Genomic DNA, 16,582 nt, shown 5'->3' with positions numbered 1-16,582 from the left:
GGAGCCATGGAACCTCGAGAAACCCCCAACGCCGCCCGCGATTTCCTGGAACGGACCGGCATCGACCCGACCCTGAACCGCATCCTGGTGTGGTCCGCCGTGGCGTCGGCCAAAGGCCCGGTGACCGCCGCCGAGGTCCACGCCGAGGCGACCCGCGAACACCGCCTGAACCGGGTCACGGTCTACCGCATCCTCGACCTCCTGGCCGAGCGGGGCGCGGTCAACCGCATCAATGCCGGAGAGCGCGCCCTGCGGTATTGCGTGGGGGACGGTCACAGTCACTTTCATTGCACCAATTGCGGCGAGGTTCGCTGCATCGCCAACGAGACGCTCCATTTCGATGAGTCTGCCGTGGCCAACGCGCTAGGCTTGACCATCAGCCACATTGATCTTCATTTGGAAGGGGTCTGTCCAAAATGCAGTCGTGCCTTGGGGTAGGGGGGGCGGAGGAGGGTGGAACGCGGTAATGACGTCCGCGCATCCGCGTCTGATGTACCCCCTGTCGCGATAAGTCGTTTTGCGCTTTTACAGCGCCTTACTTTTTGGCTTGCGCCCCAAAAAGTAAGCAAAAAGTGCGCTTGCGGTGCGGCGGCGCGGAAACAGTGGCCAAGAGCCTGTAAGCGCCTCCCGCTGCCCTGACGGCATGTCTGCCGGGGCAGACTCAGTCGGGCTGTGCTTCGGCGCTTGAAACAGGCTCTAGGCCCCGGTTTCCGAATGACCGCTCTCCGGGCCGGGACCGTCCGAGCGTGGGAGGGATGGCGGAAGAGGGAGGAGCGCGGCAATGATCTCCGCGCACGAGAGGGACGGCAAAAGAGGGGGAACACGCCCTGGCCGATTCAACTCCAGACCATCCCCTCTCGCGCCTTTGAGGCGCAGCCTCAAACAGCCGTCACCTCCAAACCTCCGCCCTTCGCACCCTGGAGCGCCTTGGGGCGCAGCCCCAACAGCGGCTCTCATCACCCAACCCTCGCCCAACGGACCTCCCCTGGAGCGCCTTGGGGCGCAGCCCCAACAGCGGCTTTCATACCCCGTCAAACCGTACGAAGGCCCTCCCCTGGAACACCTTTGAGGCGCAGCCTCAAACAGTGGCTCTCCTACCCCGAAGTCCCGTTCGAAGGCCCCTCTTCCTTCGCCCTTCGTACCGCCAAGCAGCACGCAGCGAGCCCTGTTCTGGACGCCTAGAAGCCGACCGCGAAGGGGCGGCGGCTCCGCTCACGTTGCTCCTCGGTATCCCTTAAAAGGGGCGTTCCCGTGGAGGCTCGCACTTTACTTTTCATCAGATGGAGCCGCCCCGAGCGGATCGGATTCTCAGCGGCCAAACTCCGGGCGGGGATACCCCCCCGGCGTTTCTTTGGTTCTTTCTTTTCGCCCGGAAAAGAAAGAACCCCGCCGGGAGGGCTCAAAAAAAACATGGAGGAGCGCCAGCGACGGCTCTCCTCTTTCTCTTCACCCGCATCCCCTCTCCCCCCCTCCCTCCAAAGACCAAAAAGAAAGGCTCCATGGCGGTGATTGGAGCCTTTCGGGGGGAGTTCCCGGCGGGGAATGCCGGGAAAACAATTATTGTCGCTGATGCGTGCACATAAGCACACATTTCCCCCTTCAAGACAATAGGGGAACGTCATGATTTACCGCCCCTTATCCGGGAAATTGTCCCATTCGCAAAAAAGAAACGCCCGGCACTGCCGGGCGTCTACGAAGGCCTTCCGGAGCCGCGCTCCGAAATGCATCCTAACTTTCCAGGAGTTTCTTAGCGATATCAAGATCATAAAGGGCCAGCGGATTGCGATCCGTCCCCTTCTCCCGATACATGGCCGCCGCCATCTCAATGGCGGGGTAGGGCACCCATTGGTGCTTCTCCCAGATGATCGGCTCCTCCGGATTGTAGAGCCGGAACTCGATCTCCCCCTCGTTTTCCCGCACGTACATCCGCACCTGGGGATGTTGCAGGGAGGGAGTGTAGTAGTGGCCTCGATCGTCCTTCATGTCTGGCCTCCTAGCCTTGGAAATTGAAGCGGATGGCGTCGCCCGTCTCGTAGACCCGGACATGCATGCCGCCGAGCAGCACGCGCACCGGACGCCCGAAGAGAAAGTCGAGCATCTCCGGGTCCATGCCGGTCTTGCCGGGCACCAGGCGGCGCACCTCGCGGTCGTAGGCGACCATCTCGCGCAGGGCCTCGCCCGCCTCGCGGTCGCCTTCGCGGGCGGCCTTGGCCAGCTCCTCCAGGCGCGCGGGGGTCGCAGCGGCGGTCGTGCTCGGCCATGAGCTCGACCAGGGGATGCCCCTCGGGGATCAGGTCGGCGCGGGTGAGCCGGTCCTTGTCGTACATGGCCTTGAGCGGCTCGACGTCGCGGCAGAACAGCGCCTCGCACTCGGCGGGGCGGGTGGCGTAAACGCCGCAGGTGTTGCTCTCGGGGCTGAGATAGCGGCAGGTCCAACTGCCGTCGCGTCCCTTGATCTTGAGCATCTCCCTGTCGAGCTGCCGGATGTCCTGCGCGGGCTGGTCGAAGACCCGTTCCCCGGCGCGCAGGGTGACGATGTCGGCAAGGGGGATGGTCCCGTCCTGAATAAGTGGCAAATCTTGTGTATGCAGCGCCGGGCCGCCGTTTCGGCAGCACTGTCCGCAGCGCTTGCAGCCGGGTTCGTTGGTGTCTGGTATTTGCAAGTTTGTGTTGCTCCTCATACCCTTTTGCGGTAACGGTTGATGCGGTCCATATCCTGTGATTGAGGACCGTTACTCCGGCAGCCCCTCAATGGCAAGACCGGAGGCTCAAAACGGCCCCGGATTCAGGGTGTCCGTCGAGTCCGCAAATTGAGGATTGACAATGGTTTCTCGGATATTTCGGTTGACAGAAAACCGATGGGTCCAGTACATTGTCACCCCTGCATACCTTGTGAATAATGGCGCAAGTGTCGCTATTCCAGGTACTTGCGTTACGTAGGAAAGGCGTTCTGGCTTCAGGTGATTTTCACCATTTGCCGGCCCGGGCGCATAATGGTTGATGGCAACATCTTAATCAAACAATGGAGGTTAAGGGAATGGCGAAACACAAGACTCCTCTGTTGGATCAGCTGGAAAGCGGCCCGTGGCCCAGCTTCGTATCCGACATTAAACAGGAGGCAGACGCTCGAGCCAAGAACGAGAAGGGTCTGGATTACCAGATCCCCGTCGACTGTCCCGATGATTTGCTGGGTGTTCTGGAAATGTCCTACACCGATGGTGAGACTCACTGGAAGCACGGCGGCATCGTCGGCGTCTTCGGTTACGGCGGCGGCGTTATCGGCCGTTACTGCGACCAGCCGCAGATGTTCCCCGGCGTTGCTCACTTCCACACCGTCCGCGTGGCTCAGCCCAACGGCAAGTGGTACAACACCAAGCTGCTCAACGGCCTGATGGACATCTGGGAACTCCGTGGTTCCGGTCTGACCAACATGCACGGCGCCACCGGCGACATCGTGTTCCTGGGCACCACCACTCCCCAGCTCGAAGAGATCTTCTGGGAACTGACCCACGGTCTCGAAATCGACCTCGGCGGTTCCGGCTCGAACCTGCGTACCCCCGCCACCTGCCTCGGCATGTCCCGCTGCGAGTACGCCTGCTACGATTCCCAGGAGCTGTGCTACAACCTGACTCAGGAATACCAGGACGAGCTGCATCGCCCGGCGTTCCCCTATAAGTTCAAGTTCAAGTTCGACGGTTGCCCCAACGGTTGCGTTGCGGCCATCGCTCGTTCCGACCTGTCCTTCATCGGCACCTGGAAAGACCCGATCAAGGTCGATCAGGAAGCCGTTGCCGCCTACGTCGGCGGTGAAATCGCTCCCAACGCCGGTGCTCACGCCGGTCGTGACTGGGGCAAGTTCGACATCCAGAAGGAAGTCGTTGACCTGTGTCCCTCCAAGTGCATCTCCTACGATGGCAAGCTGACCATCGACCACAAGGAATGCGTCCGCTGCATGCACTGCATCAACACCATGCCTCGCGCCCTGCACATCGGCGACGAGCGCGGCTGTTCGATCCTGTGCGGCGCCAAGGCCCCGATCCTCGACGGTCCCCAGATGGGCTCCCTGCTCGTTCCGTTCATCGAAGTGAACAAGGACGACGACTACCAGGCCATCAAGGACATCATCGAGAACGTGTGGGATTGGTGGATGGAAGAAGGCAAGAACCGCGAGCGCATCGGTGAGACCATGAAGCGCCTCGGTATGGCCGCCCTGATCGACGCCGCCGGCGTTCCCGTCGACGCCCGTCAGGTTCAGGAGCCCCGCCACAACCCCTACATCTTCTGGAAAGCCGAAGACGTCGAAGGCGGTTGGGATCGCGATATCAACGAATTCCGCAAGCGCCACCAGCGCTAAAAAGAGGAGTGTATCAATATGGCTTTTATTTCTTCTGGGTACAATCCCGACAAACCGATGGAAGGTCGGGTTTCCGACATCGGCCCTCGTCACTTTGGCGAGTACCTGCCCCCGGTTATCAAAGCTAACTTTGGTAAATGGGACTACCATGAGATCATCGAGCCCGGCATCCTGCTGCACGTGGCCCAGTCCGGCGACAAGACCTACACCGTCCGCGCCGGTACCGCCCGCCTGATGTCCGTCACTCACCTGCGTGAAATCTGCGCCATCGCCGACAAGTTCTCCGGCGGTTACGTCCGTTTCACCACCCGTAACAACCTCGAGTTCCAGGTGGAGACCGAAGAGGCCGCCAAGGAACTGAAAAAGTACCTGAACGACCAGAAGTTCCCCGGCGGAGCCCACAAGTTCCCCGTCGGCGGCACCGGCGCCGGTGTGACCAACATCGTTCACACCCAGGGTTGGGTCCACTGCCACACCCCCGCGACCGACGCTTCCGGTACCGTTAAGGCCACCATGGACGTCGTCTTCGACGACTTCACCAACATGAAGCTGCCCGCCCCGGTGCGCATCTCCATGGCCTGCTGCCTGAACATGTGCGGCGCCGTGCACTGCTCCGATATCGCCATCCTCGGTATCCACCGCAAGCCGCCGCTGATCGACCACAAGTACCTGGACAACCTGTGCGAAATCCCCCTGGCCGTGGCCGCCTGCCCCACCGGTGCAGTCCGTCCCTCCAAGGTGGAAGTCGACGGCGAGACCTACAAGACCGTCGCCATTAAGGAAGAGCGCTGCATGTTCTGCGGCAACTGCTACACCATGTGTCCCTCCCTGCCGCTGTCCGACGGCGAGGGCGACGGCATCGCCATCATGGTTGGCGGCAAGATCTCCAACCGCATCACCAAGCCGGCCTTCTCCAAGGTCGTCGTCCCCTACGTGCCCAACGAGCCGCCTCGCTGGCCCACGATGACCAAGGTGATCAAGAAGATCCTCGACACCTACGCTGCCGACGCCAACAAGTACGAGCGTCTGGGCGACTGGGCCAACCGCATCGGTTGGGAGCGTTTCTTCGAGAAATGCGACCTGCCCTTCACCGAGCACCTGATCGACGACTTCCGTGATCCGGCGTACTACACCTGGCGCCAGACCACTCAGTTCAAGTGGTAAGATAAATAAAGTACCGGGGTACGGCGTCTCGCCGTACCCCGGCTTTATCCAAAAAAATAAGGAGTCCATCATGGCACTCGATCCCGCAGCTGCGAAAGCTGAAATCATCAAGTTCTGCGAAGAGAAGTCCGCCAGCAAGACTAAGTTCTACTTCAACGACTTCACCAAGCTTTTCCCGGATGAGAAGAGCCGCGACGTGAAAAAGCTCCTGACCCAGCTGGTTCAGGAAGAGAAGATGGTGTTCTGGTCCTCCGGGTCCACCACCATGTACGGTCTGGCCGGTGTCGGCAAGCAGGCCGCTTCCGAGGGCGAAGCCTAGTCTTCCGCCTCTTTCGGCATTCGAGGCCTTGCCCCCCATCACATGATGTCGGGCAAGGCTTTCTTGGTTGAATAGCCCCTTGAATAATTTGTTCAATCCAGACCCGCGTATACTCCTTGCCGGCCTCTCCGGCGGCACCGGAAAGACCATTGTCTCCCTGGCCTGCGCCCGTGCGTTCAGCCGCGCAGGGCGGGTCGTGGCCCCGTTCAAGAAGGGGCCGGACTACATCGACGCCCAGTGGCTTTCCCTGGCCGCATCCCGGCCGTGCTCCAACCTGGACCCCTATTTCCATTCCCGCGACGTCATTCGGTCCGTGTTTCACCACAAGTCCATCGGGGCCGACCTGAGCCTCATCGAGGGCAACCGGGGGCTGTTCGACGGCATGGACGAGCACGGCTCCTGCTCCAGCGCGGAGCTGGCCCGGATGCTCGACGCGCCGGTGATCCTGGCCATCGACTGCACCAAGATGACCCGCACCGTGGCGGCCGTGGTCCAGGGATGCGCCGGTTTCGAGCCGGGGCTGAACCTGGCGGGCGTCATCCTCAACCGCACGGCGGGCGAACGTCACCGCTCGGTCCTGCGGCGCTCCATGGAGACCCACACGGACATCCCGGTGCTCGGCATGCTCCCCAAGATGGTCAGCAACCCCATCCCGGAGCGGCACATGGGCCTCATGTCCGACCAGGAATACGACGGCTCGGGCCATCTGGACGCGCTGGCCGACCTGGCCTCGGAGTGGCTCGACCTGGAGGGCATCGAACGGGCGGCCCTGGCCGCGCCCGATTTCGGCCCCACGCCGCCGCCCATATTTCCCGGCGAGCCCGCCGCAAGAAAGGCGCGCATCGGCTACGTGCACGACGCGGCCCTGTGGTTCTACTACCCGGAGAACCTGGAGGCCCTGGAGCACGCCGGGGCGGAACTGGTCCGGTTGAGCCTGCTCGATCCCGAACCGTGGCCGGAGGTCGACGGCCTGTACCTGGGCGGGGGGTTTCCCGAGGTCTTTGCCGAGCGCATCGCGGCCAATCGGCCGGTCCTGGACCATCTGCGGGCCCTGGCCGAGTCCGGGCTGCCCATCTACGCCGAGTGCGGCGGGTTCATGGTCCTGTGCGAGCGCCTCGAGATCGACAACGCGTCCCACGCCATGGCCGGGGTCTTTCCGCTGACCACCTCCTTCTGCCCGCGTCCCCAGGGGCTGGGCTACACCGAGGCCGAGGTGGTGGCGGACACGGTCTTTTTCCCGGCAGGTACCCGCGTGCTGGGCCACGAGTTCCACTATTCCATGTGCGTGTCCGAACGCGCCGGAGAACTCGAACACGGTCTGCGCATGGTCCGGGGGCAGGGCAGCGCGCTGGGCCGCGACGGATTCCTGCACCGCAACACCTGGGCGGGCTACAACCACATCCACGCCCTGGCCGTTCCCGGCTGGGCGGAGCGGTTCGTGGCGGCCGCTGCGGCCCGCGCCACAGGCGCACGCCCGTAAATTTCTTGTCTCGGCACGCTCTTTCGTGAGAGACTGCCGGGGACGAAAAAACACCCTAAAAGCGAGCTTATGATGAGCATACCGTTTATTGACCTGAAAACGCAGTACAGACAGATAGAGAAACAGATAAAGCAGAACATCGACAACGTCCTGGAGCACGGGGCCTATGTCATGGGGCCGGAGATCGGCGAGATCGAGGCCCGGTTGTCCAATTACGCGGGCGTGTCCTTCGGCGTGAGCTGCGCCTCGGGTACCGATGCGCTGATGATGTCCCTGATGGCGCTTGGCGTCGGTCCCGGCGACGCGGTTTTCACCACCCCGTTCACCTTCATCGCCACCGCCGAAGTGGTGTCCCTGCTGGGTGCGACCCCGGTCTTCGTGGACATCGACCCGGTGACCTTCAACATCGACGCCGACGACCTGCGGCGCAAGATCCGCTACGTCCGCGAGAACCGCAAGGACCTCAAGGCCCGGGGCGTCATCGCCGTGGACATCTTCGGCCAGCCCGCCGACTATGAGGCCATCGAGCCCCTGGCCCACAACGCCGGGCTGTGGCTCATCGTGGACGCTGCCCAGTCCTTCGGCGCGACCTACAAGGGCAAGTCCGTCTGCGCCCTGGGCGACATCGCCTGTACCTCCTTCTTCCCGGCCAAGCCGCTCGGCTGCTACGGGGACGGCGGCATGGTCTTCGTGCACAACGAGGACCTGCACAAGCTGCTGGTCTCCATCCGCGTCCACGGCATGGGCGAGGACAGGTACGAAAACGACCGGCTGGGCATCACCGGGCGCATGGATTCCATCCAGGCCGCCGTGCTCCTGGCCAAGTTCGAGATATTCCCCAAGGAGATCGAGATGCGCCAGGTGGTGGCGGACCGCTACGCCGCGCTGCTGGCCGACGTGGACGGCGTGACCGCGCCTTCCGTCCCCGAGGGCAACACCTCGGTCTGGGCGCAGTACTGCGTCCTGGCCCGCGACAACGCCCACCGCACCGAGCTCATGGGACGGCTGGCCGAGGCGTCCGTGCCGTCGGGCATCTACTACCCCAAGCCGCTGCACCTGCAGAAGGCGTTCGAGTCCCTGAAGTACGCTCCCGGCGACTTCCCGGTGTCCGAGGACGTTGCCTCGCGCATCTTTGCACTGCCCATGCACCCGTACCTGACCTCCGAGGATCAGGAGAGCATCGTCAAGGTGCTCAAGGGGTAACCGTGGCGCTTTGGAGCTGGTCGGGCATACTGCGGGTGGTCAAGCCCGTGGCCGCCGGAATGGGGCTGGCCTTCCTGGCCACGGCCTGGGTGGACGGCCCGCCCGCGGTCAATTTCACCCCGGAGAGCCCGTATTCGGCCAAACAGGCAGAGATCGTGGAGTCCCAGGCCGAACTGGTCATCGAGCGGAACATCATGAAGCTCGGCTCCCTGCTCTCGTTCAAGGCCGCGGAACCCGCCCTGGTCGTCCCGCCCGCCGGAGCGGGCGAGGACGAGTCCGGCCTGTTCTTCGACCCGGACGGCAAGTCCGTACCCGCCGTCAAGGGCGCGGTGTCGGACTCCCCGGCGGTGCAGCCCTGACCCGGGATCCATCCTCTTCCGCCGCTGCGTCTCTTGCCCTGAGGTGAGGGCGCGGCGCCGGTTTTCCGTCCCCCGGCTGACGAGGGGGGCGGGATTTGCCAGCGGCGAACGCCTCTGGTAAGGGGAAACCCCCAACGACATTCCGCCGGGCGCGTCCCGGCACAAAGGAGCGATTCAATGATCAAAATGGAAACCACCATGGGCGACATCGTCATCGAGCTCGATTTCGAAAACGCCCCCAAGACCGCGGCCAACTTTCAGCAGTATGTGGAGGAAGGGTTCTACGACGGCCTGATCTTCCACCGCGTCATCTCCAACTTCATGATCCAGGGCGGCGGCATGGATAAGGATATGAAGGAGAAGGAGACCCGCGCCCCGATCAAGAACGAGGCCAACAACGGCCTGAAGAACGACTGCTACACCCTGGCCATGGCCCGGACCATGGACCCGCATTCCGCCTCTTCCCAGTTCTTCATCAACGTCAAGGACAACGGCTTCCTGAACTTCTCCTCCGAGACCCCCCAGGGCTGGGGCTATGCCGTGTTCGGCAAGGTCGTGGAGGGGCAGGACACCGTGGACAAGATCAAGGCGGTCGACACCGGCCGTCACGGCTTCCACGACGACGTTCCCCTGGAGCCGGTGGTCATCACCAAGGCCACCGTGGTCGAATAAGCGGTCGGCTTGGGCCGGCCGATTCGCTGCCGGCCCGATTGGAAAGGAAAAAGGCGCACCCAGATGGGCGCGCCTTTTTTCGTGTCCTGCCGAGATGGGTTTAGACCATCATATTGAGGCCGGTGTAGGAGGTGGCGTTGCCGCCTATGGCCAGCAGACCGCCGCCCTCGAACCAACTGGTCGGGTCGGTGTTGTCCGCGTACCACCAGGCCAGGGACTGCTGCCTGAGGCTGGTCAGCATCTGCGACTGGGAAAGTTGCGAGGAAGCCGTGGCATTCAGTTTGCCGAGCTGGATGATGTCGTAGAACTCCGCGACCTTGTCCGGGTTGTCCTCGAAATACTTGTTGATGATCTCGGCGTCCTTGGTTTTATCCGGGACCGTGACCTTGCCCGTGTCCGGGTCGTAGGTCATGGCGAATTCCTTGGACACGTCCACGCCCAGGGCCTTGAGGTCGGCCATGACCTCGCGGTCCCACTTGTCGCCCATCTCCTTCCGATAATTCTCCACGTCCGTGAAGGAGAGCCGGTTGTCGTCACCCTTGGGGATATTGTCAAGCAGGGCGGCGATCTCCGATTTGAGGCCGGTCGAGGCGCTGGTCTTATTGCTTTCGGTGTCCAGGGTCTCGGCCTTCTGGCGAAGCTGCTTTTCCTCCACGGAGGCCCGCAGCAGGGTATAGGTCCCGGTGATCAGATCGGATCCGATGGATGTCGTTGCCATTGTTTGCTCCCGCGAACTTGCACATGGGAAGGAATTTCCCATTGGTCGAACACAGCAGGAGTTGTGCCAAAGGCGCGCTGCCGGAAACGGCGGCGGGGAGGGAGCTAGCGGACCAGTTCGGCGGACAGGGCTTGGGCCACGATGTCGGCCACGGCGGCGGTGCCCTTTTCGGTCAGATGCACGGAGTCGTACATGTATTCCGGCGTGCCGGGGATGCGCGCGGCCAGGTCCACGAGGAGCACGCCCTGCTCGGCGGCCACCCGGCGGGTGGTCTCGTTAATGGCCGCGTAGGCGCGCTGGAAGTCGTCATACTCGATGGAGAAGTCCTTGAGCCGGGCGGCAGTGGCCTCGCGGTAGGCGTCTGAGTCGAGGGTCAGCCGGTTGAACTGCGTCATGAGCACCGGGGTGATGGCGTACTTGCGACAGATGAAGACGAACAGCTCCTCCATGGCCGCGAACTGGGCGGTCATGGCCTCCACGTTCAGGGTGGCGGGCTTGCCCCGGTACGGATCGTAGTCGGTCTTAGGCATATCCAGGAAGCGGTGGCCGAGTTCTCGTTCCAGGACCCATGCCTTGACCGGGTTGTAGTCCTTGTCCTGGAGCATGGAGCGGCGGGCGTGGGGAGCCCAGTAGTCGCCCGCGAGCATCAGGAACATGGCGTCGTTGATGCCGTGCATGAGCACCGCCGCATCGGGGTGCATGGGCACGACCTTGCCGAGCAGGGCAAGCACGCTGTGGTTGGCGGTGCTGCCGCTCTTGCCGCCGTTGTAGGCGTTGACCCGCCTGTTCGTGCGCTCCTCGAGGAGCCGCCCGGCCAGATACGGGAACCGCTGGTCCTCGGGGTTGTGCAGGCATTCCGTGGTGGACGCGCCCAGGAAGACGATTTCGAGCTCCGGGTCGTCGTGCACCCTGGAAGGCTCGATGAAGCCGTTGTCGTCGCACCTGCGGACGTACTGCTCGTCGGAATTCCAGGCGGAATGCCGGGTCTCGGACAGGGGGGAACATTCGCGCAGCACGATGTGCCGCTCATAGCCACGCTTGGCGTCTTGCGCCAGGGCGCGGTAGCCGAGCCACGCACCGCCCGCCACAGCCAGCAGCAGGAGGCAGCCGAAGAGGACGCCGATGGCCCGGGCGTGTTTCTCGAAGGGGTTGTTCTCGCCGCTCACTCGCGCCTCCGGGCTAGTCCAGGTCGAACTGTTCGCGCCAGTCGCCTTGTTCGCGCCATTCGGGCTGGTCTTTCTTGGCGAACAGGAAGTCGCCGACCACGAGATAGTCCATCTCGGTGCGCATGAAGCAGGCGTAGGCGTCGTCGGGGGTGCAGACGATGGGCTCGCCCCGGACGTTGAAGCTGGTGTTGACCACCAAACCGCAGCCGTGGCGTTTCCGGAAAGCGTCGATCAGTCCCCAGTAGCGCGGGTTGGTCCGGTTGCTGACGGACTGGATGCGGGCCGAGAAGTCCACGTGGGTGATGGCCGGGATGGTGGACCGCTGCACGTAGAGGCGGTCGTACATGGGCATGGAATCGTATCCGTCTGGAAGCTCGCGCCGCTGGGACTCATCCACCGGTGCCACCATGAGCATGTAGGGCGAGGGGCGGTCGATATCGAAATATTCGGGCAGCGCTTCCTCCATGACCGAGGGTGCGAAGGGCCTGAACCCCTCGCGGTACTTGATCTTCAGATTCAGCTTTTTCTGCATCTCCGGGTGACGCGGGTCGCCCAGGATAGAGCGGTTGCCCAGTGCGCGGGGGCCGTACTCCATGCGTCCCTGGAACCAGCCCACGGCATTGCCGTCGGCCAGCAGGTCGGCCACGGCGGAGGCCAGGTCCCCGAAGTCGGCAAATTCGGTGTAGGGGGCCTTGTGCCGCCGGGCCGTGCGCAGGGTCCGGGAGCGGTCGAACTCCGGCCCCAGGTACGCGCCCTGCATGGAGTCTGCGGGTTCCACGGTGCGCGGTTGTCCCTGCCAGATGTGATGCCCGGCCAAGGCCGCGCCCAGCGCCCCGCCCGCGTCGCCCGCGGCGGGCTGGATCCAGATGTCGTCGAAGGTCCCGCGCCGGAGCAGTTTGCCGTTGGCCACGCAGTTCAGGGCCACGCCGCCAGCCATGACCAGGTTGGCGCACCCGGTCAGATCACGGGCGGTCTCCGCCAGGGTGAAGACGATTTCCTCGGTGACCTGCTGGATGGCCAGGGCCAGGTCCATGTACTCCTGGGTGATGGCCGTCTCCGGCTGGCGCGCCGGGATGGAAAAGAGTTTTTCCCACTTGGGGAAATTGCACATGGTCAGGCCGGTGGCGTAGTTGAAGTACTCCATGTTCAGGAGCATGGAGCCGTCTTCGCGCACGTCGGCCATCTCGTCGAGGATGGCGCGCTTCCACGCCTCGATGCGCGGAGCCGAAGCGTTGCCGTAGGGGGCGAGACCCATGAGCTTGTACTCGCCGGAGTTGACCCGGAAGCCGCAGAAGGCGGTGAAAGCGGAGTAGAGCAGCCCCAGGGAGTGGGGGAAGTGGAGTTCCCGAAGGATGGAAATGTCCTTGCCCGACCCCTTGCCGATGGTGGTGGTCGCCCATTCGCCCACGCCGTCCACGGTCAGGATGGCCGCTTCCTCGAAGGGCGAGGGGTAGAAGGCGCTGGCTGCATGCGAGAGGTGGTGCTCGGGGAACAAGACCTTGGGCTTGCCTTCGCCGAGCCGGGCGAACTCGTCGTTCAGCATCCGCCGCATGAACAGCTTTTCCTTGATCCACACCGGGATGGAAGAGAGGAAGGAGGTCAGGCCGCGCGGGGCGAACCCGTTGTAGGTCTCCAGCAGCCGCTCGAACTTGAGGTACGGCTTGTCGTAGAAGGCCACGGCGGTGAGGTCCGCCAGGGTCAGCCCGCCCTCGCCGAGCACATACTTGGCCGCATGGTGCGGGAACCCGGCGTCGTGCTTCTTGCGCGTGAACCGTTCCTCCTGGGCGGCGGCCACTGGACGGCCGTCCACCAGCAGCACGGCTGCGGAGTCGTGGTAAAAGGCGGAGATGCCGAGAATCGCTTCGGACATGGCTGCCTAGAACACGGTGTAGATGAACGGGGCGATGGCGGAGCCGCTGGTCAGCACGATCAGCACGCCGAACAGGAGGAGGACCCCGATAACAGGCAACAGCCAGAATTTTTTACGAACCTTGAGGAATCCCCAGAGGTCTTTGAGAAAATCCATTGCAACTCCTAGAAGGGGCGTTCGATCTCTTCGGGCGTGAAGGTATGGTCCCTGACCTCGAAGACCGAGGCGCTGGATTGTTTCCACTGCTTGAGCTTCATGGGGTCATGGCCCAGGACGCGGCGAAGCAGCGCCAGCGGGGTGAGCACCAGGAAGAAGACGACACTGAGGACCACCTTGGACATCACCGTGCCCAGCGCGTTGGACAGGCCGAGCCACGCCCTGGCCGCAAGGGTGTATGCCTTGGGCCAGACCATGTTCAGGACCAGGAACGCGACCGAGGCCAGGAACCAGTCCCGGCCTCCGGTGAACAACCCGGCCAGCAGGCAGCCGAGGACGACGGCCATGCCGGTGTCCACGCACTCCCTGCGGGTGACGGTTCCGGGAATGAATCCCGTGTGCGGTTTGTGTCCCGAATCGATCAACCTTACCACCTTTTCATTTGTCGGCTTCAAATGCCAAACTTGGGAAGGAAAAGCAAAGGTAAATCGAGACCGGCGCCAGATTAGCCGCCGAGATAGGCTCGTTTGACCTCGGGATCTTCCATAAGCTTGTCGCTGGGGCCTTCGGCCACGATCTCGCCGGTGTCGATGACGTATCCCCGGTGCGCGAATTTCAGCGCCAAGTTGGCGTTCTGCTCGATGAGCAGGATGGTCATGCCTTCCTCGTTCAGCTCCTTGAGGGTGCGGAACATGTCGTACATGAGCAGCGGGGCCAACCCCATGGACGGCTCGTCGAGCATGATGAACCGGCAGCCGGACATGAGCGCGCGGCCCACGGCCAGCATCTGCTGCTCGCCGCCGGACAGGGACTCGGAGCGCTGCTTCTTGCGTTCGTCCAGGCGCGGGAACAGGGTGTAGACGCGCTTGTAGTCGCGGTCGATCTCGGCCTGGCCGTCCTTGCGGGAGTAGGTGGCGAGCTTGAGATTTTCCTCCACGGTCAGGTTGCCGAAGATGTGACGTCCTTCGGGGACCAGGGCCATGTGCAGTTCGCCGACGATCTTGTCCGGGGCCATGCCCAGGATGGACTGGCCCCTGAACCGGATGTCGCCCTTGATGACCTTGGGGGCCTCGGGCGGCGGCAGCTGGGCCACGGACATGAGGGTCGTGGATTTGCCCGCGCCGTTGGCGCCGATGAGGGTGACGATCTCGCCCTCGCCCACGTTGAAGGATATGCCGTGCAGGGCTTCGATGTTGCCGTATTTGACGTACAGGTTTTCGACTTCGAGTATGGGATTGGTCATATGTTGTCGTCTCCAAGATAGGCCTTGATGACGGCCGGGTTGGACTGGATGTCTTCGGCGGTCCCCTCGGCGATGGTGGAGCCGAAGTCGATGACCTTGATCCACTGGCACAGCGAGGTGACGACCTTCATCTGGTGTTCGATCATGAAGATGGTGATGTCGAAGTTCTCGTGGATCCAACGCACCAGCTTGATCAGCCCCTCGACGTCCGAGGAGTTCAACCCCGCCGCCGGTTCGTCCAGGAGCAGGAGCTTGGGCCGGATGGACATGGCGCGGGCTATCTCCACCCGCCGTTGCAGCCCGTAGGGCAGGTTCTTGGGCAGCTCGCCCGCCACGTCGGTCAGGGACATGGCCTCGAGCAGTTCCTCGGCGATCTCCAGGATGCGCGCCTCGCGCGCCCTGTACTTCTTGCCGCGGATGATGGAATCCCAGACCGAATAGCCGAGCCGGTAGTGCTGGGCGATGCGGATGTTGTCCAGCACGGTCATGTCGTGCCACAGCCGGATGTTCTGGAAGGTCCGGGCGATGCCCATGGAAGTGACCTGGTGGGGCTTCAGCCCGGCCGTGGGCTTGCCGTCGAAGGTGATGGCCCCCTCGGAGGGCTGGTAGAAGCCGGAGATCAGGTTGAAGATGGTGGTCTTGCCCGCTCCGTTGGGGCCGATGAGCCCCATCAGCTCGCCGCCCTTCATGTCCACGGAGAAGTCGCTCACGGCCTGGAGGCCGCCGAAGCGCTGGGTGAGGCCGTCTATTTTAAGCAGTGACATGACGGTCTCCTATTTGAAGGTGTAGAATTTCTTGAGTTTCGGGAACACGTCCGACAACTCCTTGTTGCCCATGATGCCTTCGGGCCTGAACTGCATGATCAGGACGAGGAGCAGGGGAATCATGACCCACTTGATGACGCCCGCCGACGGTTCCCAGTCCGGGAAGATGAAGGTCGCGGGGGCGAGCAGGAAGTCCATCAGCGCCTGGGAGCGCAGGATTTCGAGCAGGGCGGTGAAGACCACGGCCGAGATGACCGCGCCCGACAGGGAGCCCATGCCGCCCAGGTAGACCATGACCATGGCCTCGGTGGACTTGAGGATGTTGAAGGACTGCGGGTTGACGTAGCCGATGATGTGGGCGAACAGGCCGCCCGCGCAACCGGCCAGTCCGGCGGCGATCATGAAGTTCACGGTTTTGATCTTGTTGGTGTTCACCGACATGATCTCGGCCGCGGTCTCGTCCTGGCACACGGCGTTGACGCCCTTGCCGTAGGTCGAGGTGATGAACCGGCGGATGACCCAGATGTTGAACACGGTGAAGGCGATCACGTAGAACAGGACCCACGGGAAATCCTTGCCCATGGAGAGCCAGCCCGGGGTGTTGTCGACCATGGCCCAGACCGTGTCCTTCATGCCCTGGAAGCCGCGCGAGCCGCCGACGAAGTCCATGTTCTCGATGGCCGAGATGACCATGTAGTTCACGGCGATGGTGATGATGGCCAGGTAGTCGTCGCGGGTCTTGAACGAGGGCAGCGCCACCAGGATGGACGACAGCGCGGCCATGGCCCCGCCCGCCAGGATGATGAACGGGAAGACGAAGACGGCGGATGCCTCGGGCAGCATCGGGTCGCCGAACTTGTTGCCGTAGAAGAGCACGGACAGGATGGAGGCGACATAGGCGCCCACGCACATGAAGGCCGCGTGGCCGCAGGTGAATTCGCCCATGTTGCCGTTCACCAGGTTGAGCGAGGTGGACATGATGATGTTGATGCCCACGAACATGATGACGGCCTGGATGTAGTTGTCCAGGATCCGGAACTGGGCCAGCAGGATCAGGATCACCGCCGCGGCCGCCATGAGGATGTTGAGAGAGTATTTCTGCATCTTGTTCTCC

Annotated in this window: 18 protein-coding genes and 1 pseudogene; 8 read left to right on the top strand and 11 right to left on the bottom strand. The window is 63.1% G+C overall.

Annotation, left to right across the window (positions count from 1 at the left end):
• Positions 1–6: 6 nt before the first annotated feature.
• Positions 7–438 (top strand): Fur family transcriptional regulator, encoded by a 432-nt coding sequence (locus tag AWY79_RS17890; RefSeq protein WP_066806829.1) that lies wholly within the window; start codon positions 7–9, stop codon positions 436–438.
• A gap of 1,290 nt (positions 439–1,728) precedes the next feature.
• On the opposite strand, the gene AWY79_RS17885 is transcribed toward AWY79_RS17890, so the two are convergent.
• The 3 genes and pseudogenes from AWY79_RS17885 to AWY79_RS19480 form a co-directional block, all read right to left on the bottom strand.
• Positions 1,729–1,983, bottom strand: a complete 255-nt coding sequence (locus tag AWY79_RS17885) for a hypothetical protein (protein ID WP_066806827.1) — start codon at positions 1,981–1,983, stop codon at positions 1,729–1,731.
• 10 nt (positions 1,984–1,993) lie between these two features.
• Positions 1,994–2,161: a hypothetical protein gene (locus tag AWY79_RS19485; RefSeq protein ID WP_233491064.1), complete on the bottom strand. Its 168-nt coding sequence runs from the start codon at positions 2,159–2,161 to the stop codon at positions 1,994–1,996.
• A 259-nt stretch (positions 2,162–2,420) separates the two neighbouring features.
• Positions 2,421–2,681: pseudogene (locus AWY79_RS19480) on the bottom strand (YkgJ family cysteine cluster protein); the annotation flags it as partial.
• Between the two features lie 356 nt (positions 2,682–3,037).
• Here AWY79_RS19480 and dsrA point away from each other — a divergent pair.
• From dsrA to AWY79_RS17845, 7 genes are all read left to right on the top strand, one after another.
• Positions 3,038–4,354, top strand: coding sequence for a dissimilatory-type sulfite reductase subunit alpha (gene dsrA / locus AWY79_RS17875; RefSeq protein ID WP_066806825.1), 1,317 nt, complete (start codon positions 3,038–3,040; stop codon positions 4,352–4,354).
• A gap of 18 nt (positions 4,355–4,372) precedes the next feature.
• On the top strand, positions 4,373–5,518 hold the full coding sequence (dsrB, locus tag AWY79_RS17870; protein WP_066806819.1) for a dissimilatory-type sulfite reductase subunit beta: 1,146 nt from the start codon (positions 4,373–4,375) through the stop codon (positions 5,516–5,518).
• Positions 5,519–5,588: 70 nt separating this feature from the next.
• Entirely contained in the window at positions 5,589–5,837 is a 249-nt protein-coding gene (locus tag AWY79_RS17865) for a dissimilatory sulfite reductase D family protein (RefSeq protein WP_066806817.1), read from the top strand.
• A gap of 88 nt (positions 5,838–5,925) precedes the next feature.
• Positions 5,926–7,317, top strand: a complete 1,392-nt coding sequence (locus AWY79_RS17860; RefSeq protein ID WP_066806815.1) for a cobyrinate a,c-diamide synthase — start codon at positions 5,926–5,928, stop codon at positions 7,315–7,317.
• Between the two features lie 72 nt (positions 7,318–7,389).
• Positions 7,390–8,520 carry a DegT/DnrJ/EryC1/StrS family aminotransferase gene (locus tag AWY79_RS17855; RefSeq protein WP_066807389.1) on the top strand — a complete coding sequence of 377 codons (1,131 nt, stop codon included), beginning with the start codon at positions 7,390–7,392 and terminating at the stop codon, positions 8,518–8,520.
• Positions 8,521–8,522: 2 nt separating this feature from the next.
• The gene (locus AWY79_RS17850) at positions 8,523–8,879 is read left to right on the top strand and encodes a hypothetical protein (protein ID WP_066806814.1); all 357 of its coding nucleotides are present in this window, start codon (positions 8,523–8,525) and stop codon (positions 8,877–8,879) included.
• 177 nt (positions 8,880–9,056) lie between these two features.
• Positions 9,057–9,551, top strand: coding sequence for a peptidylprolyl isomerase (locus tag AWY79_RS17845; protein WP_066806813.1), 495 nt, complete (start codon positions 9,057–9,059; stop codon positions 9,549–9,551).
• A gap of 100 nt (positions 9,552–9,651) precedes the next feature.
• Here AWY79_RS17845 and AWY79_RS17840 read toward each other — a convergent pair whose 3' ends face one another.
• From AWY79_RS17840 to AWY79_RS17810, 8 genes are all read right to left on the bottom strand, one after another.
• Positions 9,652–10,269 carry a hypothetical protein gene (locus AWY79_RS17840; RefSeq protein WP_066806812.1) on the bottom strand — a complete coding sequence of 206 codons (618 nt, stop codon included), beginning with the start codon at positions 10,267–10,269 and terminating at the stop codon, positions 9,652–9,654.
• A 104-nt stretch (positions 10,270–10,373) separates the two neighbouring features.
• Positions 10,374–11,435 carry an SGNH/GDSL hydrolase family protein gene (locus tag AWY79_RS17835; RefSeq protein ID WP_066806810.1) on the bottom strand — a complete coding sequence of 354 codons (1,062 nt, stop codon included), beginning with the start codon at positions 11,433–11,435 and terminating at the stop codon, positions 10,374–10,376.
• A 13-nt stretch (positions 11,436–11,448) separates the two neighbouring features.
• Positions 11,449–13,305, bottom strand: a complete 1,857-nt coding sequence (locus tag AWY79_RS17830; protein WP_066806808.1) for a carbamoyltransferase family protein — start codon at positions 13,303–13,305, stop codon at positions 11,449–11,451.
• A gap of 6 nt (positions 13,306–13,311) precedes the next feature.
• Positions 13,312–13,461 carry a DUF5989 family protein gene (locus tag AWY79_RS19165; RefSeq protein WP_166671406.1) on the bottom strand — a complete coding sequence of 50 codons (150 nt, stop codon included), beginning with the start codon at positions 13,459–13,461 and terminating at the stop codon, positions 13,312–13,314.
• An 8-nt stretch (positions 13,462–13,469) separates the two neighbouring features.
• Entirely contained in the window at positions 13,470–13,886 is a 417-nt protein-coding gene (locus tag AWY79_RS17825) for an SxtJ family membrane protein (RefSeq protein WP_066806805.1), read from the bottom strand.
• 80 nt (positions 13,887–13,966) lie between these two features.
• Positions 13,967–14,704, bottom strand: a complete 738-nt coding sequence (locus AWY79_RS17820; RefSeq protein WP_066806803.1) for an ABC transporter ATP-binding protein — start codon at positions 14,702–14,704, stop codon at positions 13,967–13,969.
• Positions 14,701–15,468: an ABC transporter ATP-binding protein gene (locus tag AWY79_RS17815; RefSeq protein ID WP_066806802.1), complete on the bottom strand. Its 768-nt coding sequence runs from the start codon at positions 15,466–15,468 to the stop codon at positions 14,701–14,703. Before AWY79_RS17815 ends, AWY79_RS17820 begins: the two co-directional genes overlap by 4 nt.
• A gap of 9 nt (positions 15,469–15,477) precedes the next feature.
• On the bottom strand, positions 15,478–16,572 hold the full coding sequence (locus AWY79_RS17810) for a branched-chain amino acid ABC transporter permease (protein WP_066806801.1): 1,095 nt from the start codon (positions 16,570–16,572) through the stop codon (positions 15,478–15,480).
• Positions 16,573–16,582: the final 10 nt, after the last annotated feature.

Origin of the sequence: Pseudodesulfovibrio indicus (assembly GCF_001563225.1) — a bacterium.
GTDB classification, from domain to species: domain Bacteria; phylum Desulfobacterota; class Desulfovibrionia; order Desulfovibrionales; family Desulfovibrionaceae; genus Pseudodesulfovibrio; species Pseudodesulfovibrio indicus.
The sequence above is the reverse complement of the archived record's forward strand: the minus strand, read 5'-3'. Positions and strand labels throughout refer to the sequence as shown.

Bases quoted from the DNA above. Each gene is read 5' to 3' on its own strand.
- AWY79_RS17890 (WP_066806829.1), top strand. From the start codon at position 7: ATGGAACCTCGAGAAACCCCCAACGCCGCCCGCGATTTCCTGGAACGG.
- AWY79_RS17885 (WP_066806827.1), bottom strand. From the start codon at position 1,983: ATGAAGGACGATCGAGGCCACTACTACACTCCCTCCCTGCAACATCCC.
- AWY79_RS19485 (WP_233491064.1), bottom strand. From the start codon at position 2,161: ATGGTCGCCTACGACCGCGAGGTGCGCCGCCTGGTGCCCGGCAAGACC.
- dsrA (WP_066806825.1), top strand. From the start codon at position 3,038: ATGGCGAAACACAAGACTCCTCTGTTGGATCAGCTGGAAAGCGGCCCG.
- dsrB (WP_066806819.1), top strand. From the start codon at position 4,373: ATGGCTTTTATTTCTTCTGGGTACAATCCCGACAAACCGATGGAAGGT.
- AWY79_RS17865 (WP_066806817.1), top strand. From the start codon at position 5,589: ATGGCACTCGATCCCGCAGCTGCGAAAGCTGAAATCATCAAGTTCTGC.
- AWY79_RS17855 (WP_066807389.1), top strand. From the start codon at position 7,390: ATGAGCATACCGTTTATTGACCTGAAAACGCAGTACAGACAGATAGAG.
- AWY79_RS17845 (WP_066806813.1), top strand. From the start codon at position 9,057: ATGATCAAAATGGAAACCACCATGGGCGACATCGTCATCGAGCTCGAT.
- AWY79_RS17840 (WP_066806812.1), bottom strand. From the start codon at position 10,269: ATGGCAACGACATCCATCGGATCCGATCTGATCACCGGGACCTATACC.
- AWY79_RS17830 (WP_066806808.1), bottom strand. From the start codon at position 13,305: ATGTCCGAAGCGATTCTCGGCATCTCCGCCTTTTACCACGACTCCGCA.
- AWY79_RS19165 (WP_166671406.1), bottom strand. From the start codon at position 13,461: ATGGATTTTCTCAAAGACCTCTGGGGATTCCTCAAGGTTCGTAAAAAA.
- AWY79_RS17820 (WP_066806803.1), bottom strand. From the start codon at position 14,704: ATGACCAATCCCATACTCGAAGTCGAAAACCTGTACGTCAAATACGGC.
- AWY79_RS17815 (WP_066806802.1), bottom strand. From the start codon at position 15,468: ATGTCACTGCTTAAAATAGACGGCCTCACCCAGCGCTTCGGCGGCCTC.
- AWY79_RS17810 (WP_066806801.1), bottom strand. From the start codon at position 16,572: ATGCAGAAATACTCTCTCAACATCCTCATGGCGGCCGCGGCGGTGATC.